The sequence below is a fragment of the Frondihabitans cladoniiphilus genome (genome assembly GCF_039544345.1).
Taxonomy (GTDB): Bacteria; Actinomycetota; Actinomycetes; order Actinomycetales; family Microbacteriaceae; genus Frondihabitans; species Frondihabitans cladoniiphilus.
In genome coordinates this window covers 611,746-630,489 of the sequence record NZ_BAABLM010000002.1, presented here as the reverse complement: position 1 = coordinate 630,489, position 18,744 = coordinate 611,746, and the positions used below count along the sequence as shown (strand labels likewise).

The 18,744-nt window shown below is 67.1% G+C and carries 21 protein-coding genes and 1 tRNA gene; 16 read left to right on the top strand and 6 right to left on the bottom strand.

The window, feature by feature from the left end:
• Positions 1-175 precede the first annotated feature (175 nt).
• The 5 genes from ABEA39_RS08005 (at position 176) to ABEA39_RS07985 (ending at position 3,134) form a co-directional block, all read left to right on the top strand.
• Entirely contained in the window at positions 176-868 is a 693-nt protein-coding gene (locus ABEA39_RS08005; protein WP_345375195.1) for a metal-dependent transcriptional regulator, read from the top strand.
• A 257-nt stretch (positions 869-1,125) separates the two neighbouring features.
• Positions 1,126-2,028 (top strand): C40 family peptidase, encoded by a 903-nt coding sequence (locus ABEA39_RS08000; protein WP_345375192.1) that lies wholly within the window; start codon positions 1,126-1,128, stop codon positions 2,026-2,028.
• 133 nt (positions 2,029-2,161) lie between these two features.
• The gene (locus ABEA39_RS07995) at positions 2,162-2,293 is read left to right on the top strand and encodes a hypothetical protein (protein WP_345375190.1); all 132 of its coding nucleotides are present in this window, start codon (positions 2,162-2,164) and stop codon (positions 2,291-2,293) included.
• A 94-nt stretch (positions 2,294-2,387) separates the two neighbouring features.
• Complete coding sequence (locus tag ABEA39_RS07990) at positions 2,388-2,882, top strand: HNH endonuclease (RefSeq protein ID WP_345375187.1); 495 nt, start codon at positions 2,388-2,390, stop codon at positions 2,880-2,882.
• Between the two features lie 180 nt (positions 2,883-3,062).
• Positions 3,063-3,134, top strand: a tRNA-Arg gene (locus ABEA39_RS07985).
• Positions 3,135-3,186: 52 nt separating this feature from the next.
• On the opposite strand, the gene ABEA39_RS07980 is transcribed toward ABEA39_RS07985, so the two are convergent.
• Entirely contained in the window at positions 3,187-3,873 is a 687-nt protein-coding gene (locus tag ABEA39_RS07980) for a TetR/AcrR family transcriptional regulator (RefSeq protein ID WP_345375185.1), read from the bottom strand.
• Positions 3,874-3,986: 113 nt separating this feature from the next.
• On the opposite strand from ABEA39_RS07980, the gene ABEA39_RS07975 reads away from it, so the two are divergent.
• The gene (locus ABEA39_RS07975; protein ID WP_345375183.1) at positions 3,987-5,186 is read left to right on the top strand and encodes an FAD-dependent monooxygenase; all 1,200 of its coding nucleotides are present in this window, start codon (positions 3,987-3,989) and stop codon (positions 5,184-5,186) included.
• Between the two features lie 53 nt (positions 5,187-5,239).
• On the opposite strand, the gene ABEA39_RS07970 is transcribed toward ABEA39_RS07975, so the two are convergent.
• Both ABEA39_RS07970 and ABEA39_RS07965 read right to left on the bottom strand, forming a co-directional pair.
• A complete protein-coding gene (locus ABEA39_RS07970; RefSeq protein ID WP_345375181.1) occupies positions 5,240-6,001 on the bottom strand; it encodes an SDR family NAD(P)-dependent oxidoreductase in 762 nt (253 codons plus the stop codon).
• A gap of 142 nt (positions 6,002-6,143) precedes the next feature.
• Positions 6,144-7,937 (bottom strand): CocE/NonD family hydrolase, encoded by a 1,794-nt coding sequence (locus ABEA39_RS07965; RefSeq protein ID WP_345375179.1) that lies wholly within the window; start codon positions 7,935-7,937, stop codon positions 6,144-6,146.
• Between the two features lie 158 nt (positions 7,938-8,095).
• Here ABEA39_RS07965 and ABEA39_RS07960 point away from each other — a divergent pair, with 158 nt between their 5' ends.
• On the top strand, positions 8,096-8,773 hold the full coding sequence (locus tag ABEA39_RS07960) for a TetR/AcrR family transcriptional regulator (protein WP_345375177.1): 678 nt from the start codon (positions 8,096-8,098) through the stop codon (positions 8,771-8,773).
• A 7-nt stretch (positions 8,774-8,780) separates the two neighbouring features.
• Here ABEA39_RS07960 and ABEA39_RS07955 read toward each other — a convergent pair whose 3' ends face one another.
• Entirely contained in the window at positions 8,781-9,281 is a 501-nt protein-coding gene (locus ABEA39_RS07955; protein ID WP_345375175.1) for a MarR family winged helix-turn-helix transcriptional regulator, read from the bottom strand.
• A gap of 110 nt (positions 9,282-9,391) precedes the next feature.
• On the opposite strand from ABEA39_RS07955, the gene ABEA39_RS07950 reads away from it, so the two are divergent.
• Both ABEA39_RS07950 and ABEA39_RS07945 read left to right on the top strand, forming a co-directional pair.
• A complete protein-coding gene (locus ABEA39_RS07950) occupies positions 9,392-9,949 on the top strand; it encodes an NADPH-dependent F420 reductase (protein WP_345375173.1) in 558 nt (185 codons plus the stop codon).
• 49 nt (positions 9,950-9,998) lie between these two features.
• Positions 9,999-10,952, top strand: coding sequence for a VOC family protein (locus tag ABEA39_RS07945; RefSeq protein ID WP_345375171.1), 954 nt, complete (start codon positions 9,999-10,001; stop codon positions 10,950-10,952).
• A 292-nt stretch (positions 10,953-11,244) separates the two neighbouring features.
• On the opposite strand, the gene ABEA39_RS07940 is transcribed toward ABEA39_RS07945, so the two are convergent.
• Entirely contained in the window at positions 11,245-11,532 is a 288-nt protein-coding gene (locus ABEA39_RS07940) for a helix-turn-helix domain-containing protein (protein ID WP_345375169.1), read from the bottom strand.
• Between the two features lie 61 nt (positions 11,533-11,593).
• On the opposite strand from ABEA39_RS07940, the gene map reads away from it, so the two are divergent.
• Entirely contained in the window at positions 11,594-12,373 is a 780-nt protein-coding gene (gene map / locus ABEA39_RS07935) for a type I methionyl aminopeptidase (RefSeq protein WP_345375167.1), read from the top strand.
• A 162-nt stretch (positions 12,374-12,535) separates the two neighbouring features.
• Here the strand turns inward: map and ABEA39_RS07930 are convergent, their stop codons facing one another.
• Positions 12,536-13,306: an oxidoreductase gene (locus ABEA39_RS07930; protein ID WP_345375165.1), complete on the bottom strand. Its 771-nt coding sequence runs from the start codon at positions 13,304-13,306 to the stop codon at positions 12,536-12,538.
• Between the two features lie 76 nt (positions 13,307-13,382).
• On the opposite strand from ABEA39_RS07930, the gene ABEA39_RS07925 reads away from it, so the two are divergent.
• From ABEA39_RS07925 to ABEA39_RS07900, 6 genes are all read left to right on the top strand, one after another.
• Entirely contained in the window at positions 13,383-13,667 is a 285-nt protein-coding gene (locus ABEA39_RS07925) for an ArsR/SmtB family transcription factor (RefSeq protein ID WP_345375163.1), read from the top strand.
• 53 nt (positions 13,668-13,720) lie between these two features.
• Complete coding sequence (locus ABEA39_RS07920; protein WP_345375161.1) at positions 13,721-14,470, top strand: alpha/beta fold hydrolase; 750 nt, start codon at positions 13,721-13,723, stop codon at positions 14,468-14,470.
• 153 nt (positions 14,471-14,623) lie between these two features.
• Entirely contained in the window at positions 14,624-15,184 is a 561-nt protein-coding gene (locus ABEA39_RS07915) for a TetR family transcriptional regulator (RefSeq protein ID WP_345375158.1), read from the top strand.
• Between the two features lie 234 nt (positions 15,185-15,418).
• Entirely contained in the window at positions 15,419-16,192 is a 774-nt protein-coding gene (locus tag ABEA39_RS07910; protein WP_345375156.1) for an SDR family NAD(P)-dependent oxidoreductase, read from the top strand.
• 87 nt (positions 16,193-16,279) lie between these two features.
• Positions 16,280-17,362, top strand: coding sequence for a zinc-binding dehydrogenase (locus ABEA39_RS07905; protein ID WP_345375154.1), 1,083 nt, complete (start codon positions 16,280-16,282; stop codon positions 17,360-17,362).
• A 202-nt stretch (positions 17,363-17,564) separates the two neighbouring features.
• Positions 17,565-18,710: a glycosyltransferase family 4 protein gene (locus ABEA39_RS07900; protein ID WP_345375152.1), complete on the top strand. Its 1,146-nt coding sequence runs from the start codon at positions 17,565-17,567 to the stop codon at positions 18,708-18,710.
• Positions 18,711-18,744: the final 34 nt, after the last annotated feature.

The window sequence follows — 18,744 nt, the reverse complement described above, 5'->3', positions numbered from 1 at the left end:
GAGCGGGGGATGCGCGGATCGGGTGTTCAGGAACCGTTCAGGTGTTTCGTCTCAAAGAAGGGAGGCCCGGGCATCCCACCGTCTCGGGGTGACGGGTCGGCCGGGGCGTCGGTACCGCCCGGTAGGATTCAGGGATAGCGCGCTGAAGCCGAGCGTGCCGGACCGGGAGGCACCCTTGACCGATCTCGTCGACACCACAGAGATGTACCTGCGTACGATCCTCGACCTCGAAGAGGAGAACATCGTGCCACTTCGTGCCCGGATCTCCGAGCGTCTCGGTCACTCCGGCCCCACCGTGTCGCAGACGGTCGCCCGCATGGAGCGCGACGGCCTCGTCGTGGTCTCCGGCGACCGGCACCTCGAGCTCACGACGCAGGGGCGCACCAAGGCGACCCACGTGATCCGCAAGCACCGTCTCGCCGAGCGTCTGCTCGCCGACGTGATCGGTCTCGACTGGGCCTACGTGCACGACGAGGCCTGCCGGTGGGAGCACGTCATGAGCGAGCAGGTCGAACGCCGCCTGCTCGAGATGCTCGACCACCCGACCGAGTCCCCCTACGGCAACCCGATCCCGGGCCTCGACGAGCTGGGCGATTCGCCGGCCGGTCGTTTCATGGACGGCGTCATCTCGATCGTCGACGTGGCGGCTCAGAATCCCAGCGGAAAGTCAGGAATCATCCGCCGCCTGGCCGAGCCGGTGCAGTTCGAGCCGGAGCTCCTCCAGCAGCTGCAAGACAGTGGGGTACAACCGGGCAAGACCGCCCTGATCTCCTCGGCCGGCACCTACGTGTCGGTGCAGGTGGAGGGGTACGGCGACGGCATCGAGCTGCCCGTCGAGGTCGCAGCCCACATCTACCTGGCTCTCTGAGAGCACTCGGGCACTTCTCAAACTCATCCCTGTTCTTTACCGTTTCGTTACAAAGATCAGCCTGGAGGATGACATGGGGGTCGTACTCGGGTACGCTCGCCAAGTCCAAACAACCAGGAAGCCGGTTGCCGGACCCGTGGCAAGACGTCTCATTCCCTCGTCTCTTGCTGTGAGTCGTTGATCCAACGAACGGGACGAGGGCAAGCCTGCGGTGCTCTGTGCGCCGGGTCTTGTCGAGGCGCAGGAGAAATCACCTCTTGACCATTGGCAGCCTCGCGTCGAACCCCAGCGCCTCCGTCGCTCGTCGATCGACACCCCGCACCGACCCCATCCGCACCGGCCCCATCAGCACTCGCGCGACCGCACCGGTCACGACCCCGCTGACCCGCCGTGCCGCCCGCGAAGCCGAGCGCCAGGCTCCGGTCGCGGTCGTGGGCAAGCGCCCCTCGGCCAAGAAGGGCATCATCACCGCGACGGTCATGACGCTCACCGCCGGGCTCATCGGCACGATGGCCCTCCCCGCCTTCGCACTCGCCCCGCACTCCGACGGCGCGACGAGCACCACCGCGTCGAGCCTCACCGCCGGTCAGACGGTCGCCGTCGCCGACAAGGCCACCGACGTGAGCGTCCAGCGCGACGACTACACCACCACCGTGCCCGTCGTGAAGGCCGTCGTGCCCACGGCGACGTCGACCACGCTGTCGGCAGCAGCGACGACCGCCGCCGCGGCCAAGCGGGCTTCCCTCGCCGCGTCGTACGCCTATGCCGGGCCCACTGCCAGCGACTATCTGGCCAACCCCGCGCATCCCGCGTTCAGCCTCGCCGCCGTCTACCAGACGGCTCTCCAGTACGTCGGCACCCCCTACGTCTTCGGTGGCTCGACCCCGGCCGGGTTCGACTGCTCGGGCTTCGTCATGTTCGTCTACGCCCAGTACGGCATCTCGCTCGCGCACTCCGTGCCGACGCAGCTCGCGCAGGGCACGATCATCTCGCCCGCCGACGCTCAGCCCGGCGACGTCGTCGTCCTCGACAACGGCACGCACGACGGCTTCTACGCCGGAAACGGCATGATCCTCGACGCGCCGAAGCCCGGCGGCAAGGTCAGTGTCCGCCCGCTGTGGACCACTGCCGTCCACTACGTGCGCTTCGGCATCAAGTAGGTCTCACCCCCGTCTTTCCGGGCCGTCTCGGCTCGTGAACGTCGTGTAAACCCTCAGGCGTCCCACTAGGTGTGGGGCGCCTCGTGGGTTAACCTGAAGTCCTCCGAGATTCACGAATCACAGGGAGAGTCGTATGTCCACCTCAGGAGCCATCCGCACCATGGATGCGCGCCTGAGCCGTGCCATACGACTGGGTCGGCGTTCGAGCCTGCACCATTCCGGTGTGAGCTTCGACGCCCACATCGAGAGCACCGTCACGTTGTGACGGTGCTTTTTTCGTAGCCCGCCCTGCTGGTTCGTCCATCGACGAGAGAGATCGAATGCCTGGAAGCCGTCCAGGCCGTTTCGAAAGGGAACCGATGCGCACTCTTGTCCTCAACGCCGGCTACGAACCCCTCGCCGTCGTCTCGTTCCGCCGAGCACTCGTGCTCGTCATGACCCAGAAGGCGACCGTGCTGGCGGCCGACGCCGAGAACCCCGTGGTCGGGGCCTCGTTCGCTTTCGACCGGCCGTCGGTCATCGTGCTGACGCGCTACGTCCGGCTCCCGCACACGCGCCAGATCCCGGTCTCCCGGCGCGGTGTCCTCCGGCGCGACGCGCATCGCTGCGCCTACTGCGACAAGACCGCGACCACCATCGACCACGTGCAGCCGCGGTCGCGAGGCGGTCAGGACACCTGGGAGAACCTCGTCGCCTGCTGCCTCCGCTGCAACAACCTCAAGAGCAACCGCACCCCGGTCGAGATGGGCTGGCACCTGCGCTGGCAGCCGAAGGCGCCGCACGGCGTGGGCTGGGTGGTGCGCGGGGTGGAGCAGCCGCAGGCCGTGTGGGACGAGTACCTGCAGGCGGCTTAGCGCTTCGTGCGTCGTGCGTCGTGCGGGCCGCACGTCGTGGCCGCTCGCTGCGGATGCGCCGTGCGCCTCGAGTGGTCGGAATGTGTCGTCCTGCTCCCGCCTCGACGACCGATTCCGCCCACTCGACCGGTCGCACGACTTCCGGTGGGATGCACGGGGTCGGGTAGCCTTGTCGGGTCAGCCTCTGTAGCTCAATGGAAGAGCAGTTCCGTCCTAAGGAAAGGGTTGGGGGTTCGAGTCCCTCCAGGGGCACGTATTCGTGCATGGTCTTCCGCGGGGAACCGGGAGCACGGCGTCATCGGGGCTAGTGGAGCGAGCTCCTCGACCTGGCTGCGGTGCTTCGGAAACTCTCTGCCGCGTCCGTCAACGCGATGGTCGCGTCTTTGTGGAGGTCCCGCGCCACGGTGGTGAGGTCCGCACCCGACAGAATCGCGGCTCCGATCCTGTCCGTGACGGCTTGGATCACCGTGACCAGGGCACTCGCGTGGGCACGGGCGACCAGTCGATTGACGGTCGGATCGGTTACGCCGATGGCCTCGGCGATGGCATCCCCCTGCTGCTCTCGGAACTCCAGCGCGTAGCGGCGGAAGGTCTCGCTCTCGACCGACTGGGCCGGGAACTCTCCACGGGCGAAGGAGGTCGCTCGCGAGGTGAAGCGGTCGATGTCTTCGTGCACCTGGACGCCCAATGCCTCGGCCGGAGTCAGGGCGGGGTCGCGGTCGAGAACAGCCATTCGAGAGCGCTCGCGAAAGTCGTCCGCGCGGTCGAGGACGAGCTGCGGCTTGGTGGGGAAGTAGTTGTACACGGTCTGTTCCGCCACTTTCGCAGCCGCCGCGACGTCCGACATGGAGACGGCGTCGTAACCGCGTTCCATGAAGAGCTGCGCGGCCGCAGTGGCCAGGCGCCGACGCATCTCGAGCTTGTTGCGTTCTCGACGACCCAGTTGCTCGCTCACCGGAACTTGGTCGGTCGCCGGCACCTGATCAGTCATAGGCATCATCGTCCCACGATCGATGGAGTGACTCCATGGTTTCGTAGTACGCTGCCAAACGTAGAGTCACTACATGAATTGAACCTGGTCGAGAATCGGGGAGAGGACACACCATGACGGAGACCGCGACGCATCAGTCGAACCACGTTCTGATTTCCGGCGCGAGCTTCGCCGGGCTCACGACGGCCATTTGGATGCACCGCCTGGGCTACCGAGTCACCATCGTCGAGAACGCGCCAGGGCTCCGCAAGGGCGGAACGCCGGTCGATCTGAAGGGCGACGCACTGCGCATCCTCGACCGGATGGGAATCCTCCCGGCCGTCCGCGCCAAAGCTCTTCCGCCCCGCACCACCGAGTTCGCCGAAATCGACGGCACGCCGATCACGAGGACCGAGCCCGAGCCCGAGCCCGAGCTCGAGCTCGAGCTCGAGCCCGAGTCCGAGCTCGCGAACGGCGCCGTCGTGATCGACGGCCACGAGGTCCACGGCGACGAGGACGTCGAAATCCACCGCGACGACCTCCTCGCGATCCTGTTCGACGAAGCCCAGGGAGACATCGAGATCGTCTTCGGCGACTCCGTCACCGAGCTCACCGACACCCGGGACGGCGTCCGGGCGGCGTTCCGGAACGGGCCTGCCCGCGAGTTCGCGATGGTCCTCGGCTGCGACGGCAACCATTCGACGGTCCGCCGGCTCTGGTTCGGGCCGGAGGCGGACTACAGCCACTTCCTCCGCCACTACACGTCCGTCACGATCATCGACGGCATGGTCCTGGCGCCGTGGACGACGCGACTCCAGAATGCGCCCGGCCGGACGCTTCTGCTGAACTCGTACGAGGACACCACCGACGTCGTGTTCGTCTTCAGGTCGGAGGAGGAGATCCCCTACGACCGACACGACGTCGACGAGCAGAAGCGGATCATCCGCGACCGCTTCGCCGACGCCGGGTTGCCGTTCACCGACGTCCTCGAGCAGGCGCTCACCGCCGACAACTTCTACTTCGACAAGCTGAGCCAGAACCGACTGCCGGCCTGGTCGTCCGGCCGGGTAGCCCTCGTCGGCGACGCCGCCTACTGCCCGTCGCCTGCAGCCGGCATGGGAGGGTCGGTCGCGATCCTCGGCGCCACCGCGCTGTACGACGCCTTCCGCGCCGTCGGCGGCGACATGGCCCGTGCCTTCGCCGCGTACGAACGAAGCTTCCGCCCCACCGCCGAGCAGATTCAGCTCGAGGCCGAGCAATTCAGCATCCCCATGATGTTCCCCGACACGGCGGAAGCCATCGCGGCTCGAAACGCGTTACTCCGGGAGGGCTGAACCGCCGGGCGCCGGTGGCTCGGCCGGTCCAGGCGGGCCCGGTCGAGGCCGGCTCACTTGGCGCTGTAGCCCCCGTCGACGGGAATCACGATGCCGGTGACGTTCGCAGCCTCGTCCGAGCACAGCCAGAAGAAGGCGTTCGCGATGTCTTCGGCCTGCTGAAAACGGCCGGAGGGGAGCAGGGCCAGCGCGGCGTTCCGGGTCTCCTCCGGGGTGGCCGCCAACGAGGGAGTCTCGACGATGCCCGGGGCGACCGCATTGATCCGGATGTTGTCCCTCGCGTACCGGACGGCGGCGAACTCGGTGAGGTGGATCGTGGCCGCCTTCGCAGCCGAATAGGTGGGCGAGGTCAACTCGAAGACCGTGGTGCCGGCGATCGAGACGGTGTTGGCGATGACCCCGCCGCCCTGGGCGAGCATCTGGATGATCTCGTATTTGAGGGCGTAGAAGTTGTCGGTGAAGCTGACGGCCATGGTCCCTTCGAAGGCGTCGGTGGACGTCTCGTGCAGGTCGAGGCCCGGGCGGTCGCCTCCGGCCATGTTGCCGACGTTGTTGATCGCAACGTCCAGACGACCGTGACGAGAGACGATCCCCTGGACGAGGGAGACGACGTCGGCCTCGACGGTCGCGTTCGAGATCACCAATTCGGTCTTCAGGCCGACTTCGGCCAGCTCGGCCTGCAGGGGTTCGCCCAGGTTCGGGCCGATGTCGGTGAAGACGACGGTGGCGCCGGCGCGGGCGAACTTCTCCACTGTCGCGCGTCCGATTCCTGACGCTCCGCCCGTCACCAGGACGATCTTGTCGGTGTAGCTCATCTGTGTTTCTCCTTGCTCGTGAATGTCGACGTCCGCTGTGATCCCGGCGGTCGTCACGGGTCTGCGCCCGAGACTTCGCCGTGGACGTCAGCCCCCACGACCCCGACGCCGCTGCGTGGGATCGGGGTCGCGGGGGCTTCGATCACGACGCGACTACGGGCAGGTTCAGGGCGGACGGACGCGCCGAGTCGTGGAAGATCCGCTGAACGGCTTTCCGTGCATCCGCCTCGCTGCCGAGGGCCGGTGTGATCCTGGCGTTGAGGTTGCGGTCGAAGCGGGGGAAGTTGCTGCTGCTGATCTCCACCCGGATGGCGTGGCCCTCTCGGAAGGTGTGTGCCGTATCGATCATGGCGATCTCGAACTCCGTCGTCTCGTCGGGCACCAGGAATTCCGCGTGGCGGGTGTCGTTGCGGTATCTCGCGCGGACGATTCCCTCGGTGATGTTGGCGCAGTAGCCGTTGGGCTCGACGTCGACGAGCTTGACGGTGAAGTCGGTGTCTTCGGCGCTGCTGCTCGCCAGCAACGTGACCGACACGGGGCCCGCGATCTCGACGGCCTCGGCCAGGCGGGGCGTCGTGAAGACGAGTATGTCGTCGCGCTCTTCGATCTCGGCCTGGTCGTAGACGCCGATCGGGATGCCCATCGACTGGCCGCCGACGCTGAGCACCGGATCGAGTGGGTCGTAGACATAGCTGTCGACGGGTTCCACCTCGGGGCTCGCCAAGGACAGGCTGCCGTTCCCGAACCGGCTGTTGGCTCGACCGTCGCTGTGGAGGAAGTACTTCGTCACGGTGTGGGCCGGCGGCCAGGAGACGTCTTCTTTCCAGGCGTTCTCGCCGGTCTGGTAGAACCGCACGCCGTTCTCGCCCGGCATGACCTTCTCCGGTCCGCCCTTGAGCCAGTGGTCGAACCAGTTCAGCAGGAGGGGCGAGAGGAAACCGGAACCGGTCTCGGTGTCGTACTCGCGCTCGCCCGCGTAGGCCTCGCGGTGGTTGTAGTAGGCGCTGTGATCCCACGGGCCGATGATGAACCTGTGCTTGTCGCGAACAGAGGGGTCGCTCGACGTCAGGAGTGCAGTGTTGAGCGCGGTGTGGCTCCGCAGGCACATGTCCTGCCAGCTGCTGGCGTGGAGCACGGGCACGTTGATGCGGTTGGCCCGCTCGACCATGTTCGCGCGCTGCCAGAACTCGTCGTACGAGGGATGCGAGAGCCACTGCTTCCAGTACGGCAGCAAGCGGAGACCGGGGTAGTCGATCACCGGGAGATGATTCGGAAGGTGTTCATGCATCTTCTTCGGGTCGATGCCGAACATCTGCGAGATCTCGCCGATGCTCTTGGTGAACTCCTCGGACTCCTCGGCCGTCAATTCCTGCCGGCTGAGAGTGTCGGGCGACACGACGGCTGCGTAGGCCATCTGGAATCCGAGTTCGAAGGCTCCGCCGGAGTAGGTCCAGCCCTCGTAGAAGTCGGCGGCCGTCGCGTAGGCAAAGACGGCCTTCAGGTGCGGCGGCTGTTCGACGGCGCCTTGGAGGGCGTGGTAGGCGAGGGAGCAGGACCCGTACAGCCCGACGTTCCCGTTGGACCAGGGCTGCTTGGCCGCCCACTCCACCGTGTCGTACGCGTCTTCTGCTTCGTCTCCGAACGGCTGCCAGGTGCCTTCCGAGTTGTACCGGCCACGGGCATCCTGCGACAGCACGACGTAGTCGCGAAGCGCCCCGACGAAGGGGCTGAACATGAGCAGGTGGGCGCGAGGGAAGTCGTTCTTGTCGTAGGGCGCGGAGATGACCATGACGGGATGCTCGCGGTCGTCGTCGGGCCGGTAGATGTCCGTGGCGAGCCGGACTCCATCTCGCATGGGGATCATCACGTCGCGTTCCGTGACGATGTTCCCCTGGACGAGTTTGCTTTCTTTCTCGTGAATGATGCTCTCGGGCATGACGCACTCCAATCCGCTTCGTTGCGGGCCTCCAGCGCTTTCACTGGTCGCGGCCAGCGTACGCTGGCCGCGACCAGTGAATCAAGACTCGAAGGCGAATGGTCGAGGCCGGTATCGTGTGGAGCGTCCTGGCCGTGCACGACTCAGAAGGGTCCTCGATGACCGCGGAACTCTCGCGAGCGGCCCGCGCGACCGAGCAGCGCTCGCGGATCGAGACGGCGGCCTACCGCCTGTTCGTCGAGCGTGGCTACGAAGCGACCTCCTTCCAGGACATCGCGAGAGGGGCCTCGACCAAGAAGCAGCTGGTCCAGTACTACTTTCCGCAGAAGCCCGACCTGCTGGTCCTCTTCATGAGGCGGGTGCTCCGTCTCGCCGAAGAGGTTGCCGAATCGCGCCATCTGATGGGCGCGAGCCGGTTCGCACGACTGTTCGTCGTCGCGCAGATCCAACTGAGCTTCCTGTTCACGAAGGCCCCCTCCCTGGCGCTCGACATCCTCGCCAGTCGGCGTCTCTCCACCGAGATCGTGTCCTTCGACCTGGGCTGGATCTCCGAGACGATGCAATCGACGCCCAAAGAGGCCATCGAGATCAGCGATGGTCTGCGGATGGCGGTCGGGGGTCTCTACGAGATCTGCTTCTACCGCCTGAGCAACGACCAGGACATCGATGTCCAGCGCGTCGCCGGGCAGATGATGCAGTCGTTCATGACCTCACTCGGCTACTCGACCGACGAGGCCGCGGCGGAACTCGCCCCTTACCGACTCGACGCGGGGATGCGCGACAGCAGCAGCGACCTCGTCCATGATCTGGTCGTTTCCTCGGGCACCGGTCGCTAGCCTCCGTTCAGAGGGTGTCGAGTTGACGTTGCCGGTCGACGGGGGAGGCCATGTCGGGGTGCAGGTGTGCCTCGAGGGTGGTCGCGATGTCGCGCAGCTGTTCGAGCTGCGTCGGGGAGAGCACGTCGATGAGCGTGTCGCGAATGAGTCGATCGTGGTGGGGCATCGCCTCGGCGAGGACCTGTTCTCCGCGCGTGGTGAGGGTGATGATGACGGCCCGGCCGTCGGTCTCGCAGGTCGACCGTTCGACGAGGCCGTCCGCCTCGAGACGGGCAACGATGCGTGAGGCGCGCGGCAGAGGGGTGCTGACGCACGCGGCGATGTCGGACAGCCCGGTCGTCTTGTTGGGCTTCTGTTGGAGGTGGCCCAGCGCGAGGAGGTTCACCAGGGGCTGACCGGTCGACTTCTGCAACGACGAGTTGAGGCTCGCGGGCAAGAGTTCGAGGACCGCCGCGAGGGGCTTCCAGGCAGAGAGCTGTTCTCGGGTCAGCCTCTCTTCTTCCCTCATGTCGACCAGGCTACCAGATAGTTGCACTCGCAACTAGAGCCGTGTAGGGTCCCCTCCCGTAAGTAGTTGCACTCGCAACCATCTTCTTTATCCCCTGAAAGGGCATCATCATGACCAACGTCACCGTCTTCGGCTCCGGCAAAATGGGCTCCGCCATCGGCTCGGTCTTCAGCAGCGGAGGAGCGTCCGTCGACCACATCACGACGTCCACTCCCGACGCGTCCGTCACGGGCGACATCGTGGTCCTCGCCGTGCCCTACCCGGCCGTCTCGGACATCGTCGCCAAGTACGGCGAGCAGCTCGCCGGCAAAGTCGTGGTCGACGTCACGAACCCGATCGACTACAAGACTTTCGGCTTCTTTGAGCCGGCCGACGGCTCCGTCACGGCGGAGATCGCGAACCTGCTCCCCGACTCCAAGGTCGTGAAGGGCTTCAACACCACGTTCTTCCACACTCTCGCCGACGCCGGCCAGGGCGCGGTCGTCCTCGTCGCCGGAGACGACGACGATGCGAAGGCGTCGGTCGTCTCGGCCATCAAGGCCGGCGGCTTCGGCGCGGTCGACGCCGGCGCCTTGACCACGGCCCGTGAGCTCGAGGCGTTCGCGAAACTGCAGATCCAGTTGGCCATGGGTGGCAAGATCGGCCGTTTCGCCGTCGTCGCCGCCTGACCCGATTCCCGACCCGACAAAGCCGCTCGAGCGGAGAGGATGCACGACCATGACCACGCAGACCGGACCGGTACCGAGGCGATTGAGCCGCAGACCCGACAGCGAACTCCTCGCCCAGGACACCGGGATGGGAGCCGTCACGTTGCGCGTCGCCGATCTCGACACCGAGACCGCGTTCTACCGTGACTGCGTGCTGCTCACGGTCCTCGAAGAGCACCCGGGCGGGGTGGACGGCCCGGCCCGGGTGGTGCTCGGCAGAGTCGGCACGCCGATCGTCATCCTCGAGCACACGCCGGAACTGCGGCACGCAGCCCCGCACGAGGCAGGCCTTTACCACGTGGCCGTGGTCTTCGAGAGGCAGCCGGATCTCGCTGCAGCCGTCTATTCCGTCGCGACGCGACACCCCGGTGCATTCACCGGGTCGTCGGACCACTTCGTCAGCCAGGCGTTCTACTTCACCGACCCCGAGGGCAACGGGGTCGAGCTCTACTGGGATCGCGACCGCACCCAGTGGAGCTGGATCGACGGGCACATCAAGATCGGCGGATCGTTCCTCGACCCGAACCGCTTCCTCGAGCAGCACCTCGACGAGGCCGCCATCGCCGGTGCCGCGGCGGCCGCGGCGAAGGTGGGCCATCTGCATCTGTCGGTCGGCGATCTCGCCGGCGCGCGGGACTTCTACGTCGACAAGCTCGGCTTCGAAATCGTCATGGAGGTCCCGGGCAGCGCGCTCTTCGTCAGCGCCGGCGGCTACCACCACCACATGGCCATGAACATCTGGAACAGCCAGGGCGCCGGACCGCGCCAGAACACCCTCGGGCTCGGCCGCGTCCGCATCGACGTCCCCGCCGCCGACGACCTCGGGGCCCTCGGTGAGCGGCTGCACCACTACGGCGTCAGCCCCGGCCACGACAACGACGCCCTGCTCTTCGCGGACCCCTGGGGCAACGCGGTGGAAGTCGCGACGATCCACAATCAGTCGTCCGGAGTTCCGATGGCATGACTGATTCCCCCAGTGGAGACGTAGGTGGTTCCACTCAAGAGCGAGACCGCGCCGCCCGACAAAACGTTTCTGCCGCTCTCGGTGTCGGCGCGGATCGGATCGATATCGACCGAGGCTCGACTGGCACGAACCTGACCCTCCATGACTGCGGGAGGCGATGGCCGCTTATCGTGTCGGCGACGTGTTCGTCGGGACCGAACTTGACCGTCTCGCTCGGTGCCGATCCTTCTCCCGTGCCCAAAGGGCTCACGATGGAGACGCCAGCCTTCGGTGGCAGGGAGTAAAGCGGTCCCTAGCTGGCTTCACGACGAGAATCGGGCGACGTCTCGCGCCGTGAGGACTCCTGGACATCGGACCATACGGCGTCGAGTGACAGTCCGAGAACATCCGCGACGGCGGCGATGGTGGAGAACGCCGGCGTGGCGACGCGCCCCGTCTCGATCTTCCGAAGGGTTTCCGGAGAGAGGCCGGCGCTCAGGGCGACCTCGAGGATCGACCGCTCCTTCCGGGCTCGGCGCAAAAGGGATCCGAGACGACGGCCACGATCGAGCTCGGCTGCGGTGAGGGGAAGGCGAACCATGCTCCCACCGTACCGGTAATTATTTGCCGGTATAGTTATTGGACATGACTGAGACACGCACATGATCGAGATCCTCAACCCCACCGAACTCGCCCGAGCACGAAAGACCGGCGCCCTAGTCGGCACCGTGCTCCAGGCGCTCAAAGCCCGCAGCACCATCGGCACCAACCTGCTCGACATCGACCGTTGGGCGAAAGAGATGATCCTCGAGGCCGGAGCGACCTCCTGCTACGTCGACTACGCACCGTCTTTCGGCAACGGGCCTTTCGGCCATTACATCTGCACGTCCGTCAACGACGCCGTCCTGCACGGTCTTCCTCACGACCACGAACTCGTCGACGGAGACCTGCTCACCCTCGACCTGGCCGTGATCCTGGACGGCTTCGCCGCCGACGCCGCCATCAGTTTCGTCGTCGGCGAAACACAAGCGCCCGAGCGCGTCGCCCTGATCACCGCGACCGAGCGTGCCTTGGCCGCCGGGATCGCCGCCGCCCGACCCGGCGCCCGAATGGGAGATATCTCGCACGCCATCGAACTCGTCCTCACCGAAGCCGGCTATCCGATCAACCTCGAATTCGGCGGTCACGGCATCGGGTCGACAATGCACCAGGATCCCCACGTGTCGAACGCCGGACGACCCGGCCGCGGTTACAAGCTGCGCCCCGGCCTCCTGCTTGCCCTTGAACCGTGGGTGATGGCCGACACGGACGAGCTCGTGACGGACGCAGACGGCTGGACCCTGAAGAGTGCGACGGGCGCTCCGACGGCGCACACCGAGCACACGATCGCGATCACGTCCGACGGCGCAGAGATTCTCACGCTCTCGGGAGCAGAGCACTAGCGCCTCGCCGGGCTCTCTCTCGGCTTGTCTCAGAAATCGATTACCTCCCGTCGGAAGGTTGCCTCGAGGCTGGTGAGCGGTTTGGCTTCCGGGTGTCGGTTTGCATGGTGATGCCGCACCGCACACGTGCTCGCGGAGGTCTCCTGACTGGACGGGTGAGACTCAGAAGGTGGGGATGATCCCACCGTCGATGCGATATTCGGCGCCGGTCACCCAGCTCGCACGGTCGGAGGCGAGGAACGCCACCATCTCGGCGGCCTCTTCGGGGGTGCCGGGGCGGCGCATGGGGATGCCGAGGTGGTTGACGATGTTCTCCTGCATCTGCTCGAGCGAGATGCCGTTCTCCTCGGCGGTCTGACCGAGGGATTTCGCGGCGCCGTCGGTGAGGATGAACCCCGGGAGGACGTTGACGACCCGGACGCCGGCGGGGCTGACCTCGGTGGCGAGGGTGCGGCTGTACGCGTTGAGTGCTGCTTTCGAAGCGGCGTAGGAGGCCTGGCCGGGCTGCGGGAAGTGGCTGGAGATCGAGGAGATGTGCACGACGACGCCGCGGCCGCGTTCGATCATGCTGGGCACGAGGGCCCGGTCGAGGCGGACGATGCCGAGGAAGTTCAGGGCCAAATCGGCAACCCATGCGTCGTCGGGGATCTCGAGAGACGGTGCCTGCGTGCTGAGGGCCGCGGCGTTCTGAACGACGACGTCGACGGGGCCGCCCTTCAGGACAGCGCTGGCGAAGGCGGTGATGCCGTCCGGGGTGCTGAGGTCGGCCGGGATGTGGGTGGCGTCGAGGCTTGCGGGTGGTGCGGATCGGGCGCCGACGATCACGTCGGCACCTGCGGCGGCGAAGCGGGTGGCCATGGCCAGACCGAGACCCTTGGAGCCTCCGGTCACGAGAACACGCTTGCCGGTGTATTCACGATTTTCAGTTGTCATCCGTGAACTCTATCGACGTTCGTCGATAATCGATACGGGGTACGGTGAATGTATGCGCACTGTGTTCCATCCGGCCTTGAGCGACATCCCCCTCCACAAGGTGATGCATGCGCTCGGCAGCCCCGTGCGTCTGGCTGTGGTGAAAGAGCTGCTCGACGGCGACGTGCACCAGGGCAGCGAGTTCGACTTCGGGGTCGGGCAGTCGACCCTCAGCCATCACGTGAAGATCCTCCGCGAGGCGGGCATCGTGCAGAACGACCCGGAAGGCAATCGGTGCCTGATGTCGCTGCGATCCGCCGAGCTCGACGCGCGCTTTCCCGGCTTCGTCGAACAGCTTCGCGTGCTGACCGTCGCCGAGTGACGGACGTCCGCACGGGTTCGGAAGCCGATTCCTCGGCGTGGTAGACCTGCGGAATGACTCTCGTTCTCGTCCACGGAAATCCTGAAGCATCCGCCATTTGGGATCCGCTCGTCGACGAGCTCCGGCGCGACGACGTGATCCGGGTCTCCCTTCCGGGATTCGGCGCGCCGATTCCTCCGGGTTTCGCTTGCACGATCACCGGATACCGCGACTTCCTCGCATCCGCCATCGAGTCCCTCGACGGACCGGTCGACCTCGTCGGCCACGACGTCGGCGGAAGCACGACCATCGCTCTCGCCATGACCCGCCCCGACCTTCTGACGAGTTGGGCCAGCGACTCCATCGGCGTCTTCGACCCCGGCTACGAGTGGCATCCCTTGGCGCGCGGCTGGCAAACACCAGGCGTCGGTGAAGCGTCTGTCGCGGAGTGGACCGGCGGGGACGAGGATCAGCGGCTGGCGCTTGCTGCAGGCCTCGGAGCGACCGGGTCGGTTGCTGCCGCCCTCGCGGACGCCCTCAACGCCGACATGGGGCGGGCGATTCTCCAGTTCTACCGATCCGCGGCACAGCCTGCGATGGCGCGCCTGGGTGAAAGTCTCGAGCAGGCCGCCGCTCGACCGGGCCTCGCACTCATTCCCACTGCGGACACGTTCGTGGGAAGCGTCGAATCGAGGCACTCGTCAGCAGCACGAGCCGGCGCGACGGCGATCGAGCTACCGGGCCTCGGGCATCGATGGATGCTCGACGACCCGGCGCTGTCGGCTCGCGCGCTGGAATCGTTCTGGGACGGTCTCGCCGCCTAGGGGCGACTCTGCCGACCGCGAGTCGATCCGTCCTGGCCGATGCCAGACTGGTTTCGCGATGGTCGAAAGGTGGATGCAGTGACTCACTCGTCTTTCTCGACGGATCCGCCCGTCCCTGCGCGGGCGGGCCGCCCTCGGATCTCGTCTCAGGCCGTGATCGAGCGAACCGCCCTCGATCTGTTCCTGCGGAACGGCTTCGACGCGACCACGATGGACGACATCGCGGCGGCCTGCGGGCTGGGGCGGACGACCGTGTTCCGATACTTCCGCTTCAAAGAGGCCATCCTCTGGTACGGATTCGACGTGCACATCGACGACCTGCGTTCGCGACTGGACGAGCAGCCGGCCGGCAAGGCCCTCTCGGCCCGCGTCCGTGACGCGGTGCTCGAGGCCTTCTCGCGCTCGCAGGACGACGACGGCATGTGGATAGCGCGATTCCGCGTTTTGCAGGCCTCCGACGGCCTGAACGCCGAGACGTCGCATCGCTGGCTTCTCTGGGCGGAGGCCGTCTCGGCCTACGTCGCCGGCCAGACGGCGTCGAGCGGTGGTGGCGACGTCCTCGCCGCAGCGTTCGGCGGCGCGATCCAGGCGACGTACCTGACGACATTGCGTCGTTGGGTGGCCGAGATCCCCGACGTCGCCACCCGCGACGGCATCATGCGCACGAATGTCGACGCCGTCGCCCGGCTCTTCGCCCCCACGTTCGACGCCTGACGCCGGGAGCTCTCGGGCGCTCGCGGGGCGCTTCGGTGCCCGCGGGCGCCTCGGCGCTCACGGGCGGCCCGAAGCCCCCTTGTCCTCCATATCGGTACGGAGTACCGTTATCGGTAGCTCAGAGTGCTCCACCGAGGAGATCCCCGAGGCGAGAACCTCGCCGGCGATCGCGGTGAGCGCTCCCTGCATGACGGTCGGGCCAACGGTGGCTCGACGCCAACGAAGGAGAACCTCATGCAACTCGAAGGCAAGAAGATCATCGTCACCGGCGGCGCGAACGGAGTGGCGGAAGCCACCGTCCGCAGGTTCGCGGAAGAGGGGGCGAACGTCGTCTCCCTCGACATCCAGGACGAGTCCGGCGAGAGGGTCGCCCGCGAGGCCACGGCCGCCGGACCCGGAACCGTCGCCTACATGCACTGCGACATCACCCAGCAGGACGAGGTCAACCGCGTCTTCGATGCGGCGACCCAGCTTCTCGGCGGCCTCGACGTCCTGGCGGCGATCGCCGGTACCGAAGCGGTCAAGCCGGCCGAAGACCTCACGGGCGAAGACATCGACAAGATGATCGGCGTCCACCTCAAGCACACGGTCTTCACCAACGCCGCCGCCTTCCGCACCATGAAGGACAAGGGCGGGTCGATCATCAACTACGGCTCGCACGTGGCCATCACGGGCCACTTCCTCGACATGTCGGCCTACGGGGCCGCCAAGGGTGCGGTTCAGGCGTGGACTCGCAATGTCGCCCGTGAGTGGGCCGAGTACAACATCCGTGTGAATGCGGTCGGGCCCGCCGTGTGGACGCCCCTCGCCAAGCGCATGTTCGCCGAGCTCGACACCGACACGAAGCAGGCGTTCACCGACTACTTCGCCTGGAACGTGCCGCTCGGCGGCGACCTCGGCGACCCGCTCGAGCCCGCGAAGTTGAACGTGTTCCTGGCCAGCGACAACGCCACCTTCATCACCGGTCAGATGCTCCAGGTCGACGGCGGCCAGGTCTTCGCCCGCTGAGTGAGCCGCCCGACAGCCCAGAGACACCCAGACACCCGGACACCCCAGACACCCAGAAACCCCACAACGAGACGAAGGAGTCCCCTCATGAGAGCAGTTGTCACAGAAACCCTCGGTCGCGTCGACGTGCGCGACGACGTCGAACCGATCGAGGTCGGGCCCGACCAGGTCAAGGTCAGGATGCGCGCGTCCGGCGTCTGCCGAACCGACCTGTCCGCGACGAACGGCGTGTGGCCGACACGCCTCCCCGTCGTCCTCGGCCACGAGGGCGCCGGCGAACTCGTCGAGGTCGGCGAGCAGGTCAAGGGCATGGCCGTCGGCGACCGCGTCATCCTTGCCAATCTCCGCGGTTGCGGGCACTGCTTCTTCTGCGTGCGCGGCCAGAACTTCCTCTGCGGGCACGAGGACCAGAAGGGTGCCGCGACCCACAACTTCCTCGTCGGGGGAGTGCCGTCGTTCGGCATGGTCAGCCTCGGCGCGTGGGCGGAAGAGGTCGTCCTGCCGGCGACCAACGTCGTGCCCTTCGTCGGCGACGACGTGCCGTGGGAGATCGCCTCGCTCGTCAACTGCGCCGTGATGACCGGCGTCGGTGCGGTCATCAGCTCGGCGAAGCTCGAACCCGGATCGACCGCGGTGATCATCGGTGCCGGCGGCGTGGGTGCAGCCGCGATCCAGGGGGCTCGACTGGCGGGCGCCAGCACCATCGTGGTCGTCGACCCGATCGAATCGAAGTTCGAGAAGATGCGGTCGTTCGGCGCCACCCACGCCGTCACGCCCGACGGCCTGGACGCCCTGAAGGAGAAGCTGACCCACGGTCGGGGCTTCGACTACGCCTTCGAGTTCGTCGGGCGCGACAACACGATCCGAGCTGCGTGGGATGCGACGCGCATCGGCGGGTCCGTGATCCTCTCGGGCATCGGATCCCCCGAAAAGCCCTCGCCCCTGTCGCTGTACGAGATGACCATGGACGGCAAGACGGTGAAGGGCTCGGTCGGAGGATCGGTCGTGCCCCTCCGGGACTACCCGATCTACCTCGACCTCTGGCGGACGGGCCAACTCGACCTCGAAGGACTCGTGACGGAGAAGATCACCCTCGACGACGCCCCCAGCGCTCTCGATGCGCTCGACAGCGGTCGAGACGTGCTGCGTCAGGTCATCCTGTTCGACTAGCCGTCCACTCCGATGGCTGGCCAGCTGGCCAGCTGGTCGGCGGGGCGGAGGGCCGGAGCGCCGGAGCGCTTCGCCCCTCCTCCCCGTTTAGGGGCACGCGATCCGACGGGGCCCGCGGATAGGCTTCGAGAACCCGAATCGCCACCATCGAGTCCGCGCGGCCTTCCGCTGCGCTCCCTCGACCCCCTAGGAGAGTTCTGCCGTGACCCCCGCCCCCGACGGATTGAAGATCGTGACCCTGGCGATCGAGCTGGAGCCGGTCGGCGGAATCGAGTCCGTCACCCTCGAGGACAGCCGCGAGCTGATCGCGCGGGGCCACTCCGTCGAGATGCTGTACTCGGTCGACGGCTCGCAGCGCCCGGAGTACGAGGCGGCCGGCATCACCCTGTCCGGGCCCTGGCTCTACGGAGTGCAAGGCCCGAACGCCGTCGCCGCGCTCCGGCAGATCCCGGCACTCGTCCGTCACCTCCGCCGCGAGCGACCCGACGTGCTCTGGCTGAGCCGGTCCGAGTTCCTGCCGTGGGCGCAGCTCGTCTCGCGCCTCTCGGGTGTCCCCGTGCTCTGCCACATCCACAATGTCCCGAACTTCCGCATCACCTCCCTGCTGGCCCGGGGGATCGGCGCCTTCGTGGTGGTCTCCGACGCCATGCGGCGACAGTGGATCGCCGCCGGCCTGAAGCCGGAGACGGTGACCGTCCTGCACAACGGAGTCGCCCCGGAGGACTACCCCTTCGCCGGAGTCGAGGAGCGGGACGCCGTCCGAAACGACCTCGGCCTGCCCGCCGGCGTGCCGATCGTGCTCTACCTCGGCCGCATCACCGGCCAGAAGGGCGTGCCCACGCTGCTCGAGTCGTGGCGCCTCGTCCACGAGCAGCACCCCGACGCGCACCTCCTGCTCGTCGGCGCGCCCGAGCCCAGCGAGGTGGAGGAATGCCGCGAGGCGCTCGCCGCCCTGCCCGAAAGCAGCTGGTCGTGGCGCCCGCTGGCGAAGGACGTCATCCCGTACCTGCACGCAGCCGACGTGGTCGTGCTGCCGAGCACCTACCAGGACCCCCTGCCGCGCGTCGTCCTCGAGACGCTCGCCACCGGCCGCCCCATGGTCGCCTCCCGGGTGGGCGGCATCCCCGAGATGCTGTCCGGAGACCTCGCGCGGTGGCTCGTCGAGCCCGGCGACGCGAAGGAACTCGCGGAACGCCTCGGCGGCCTGCTCGAGTGGCGGGAGCGCGAGCCCGCAATCGCCGAGGAGGCGCGCGCGGCGGTCGAACGCGACTTCCCGATCACCGCCCACGTCGACGGTCTCGAGCGCGCCCTGCGACGCGTGTCGAAGCGCCGAGGGGACTGGGTGTAGCCCGGGCCTGCTTTAGGGTTGCAGAGACCGAGCG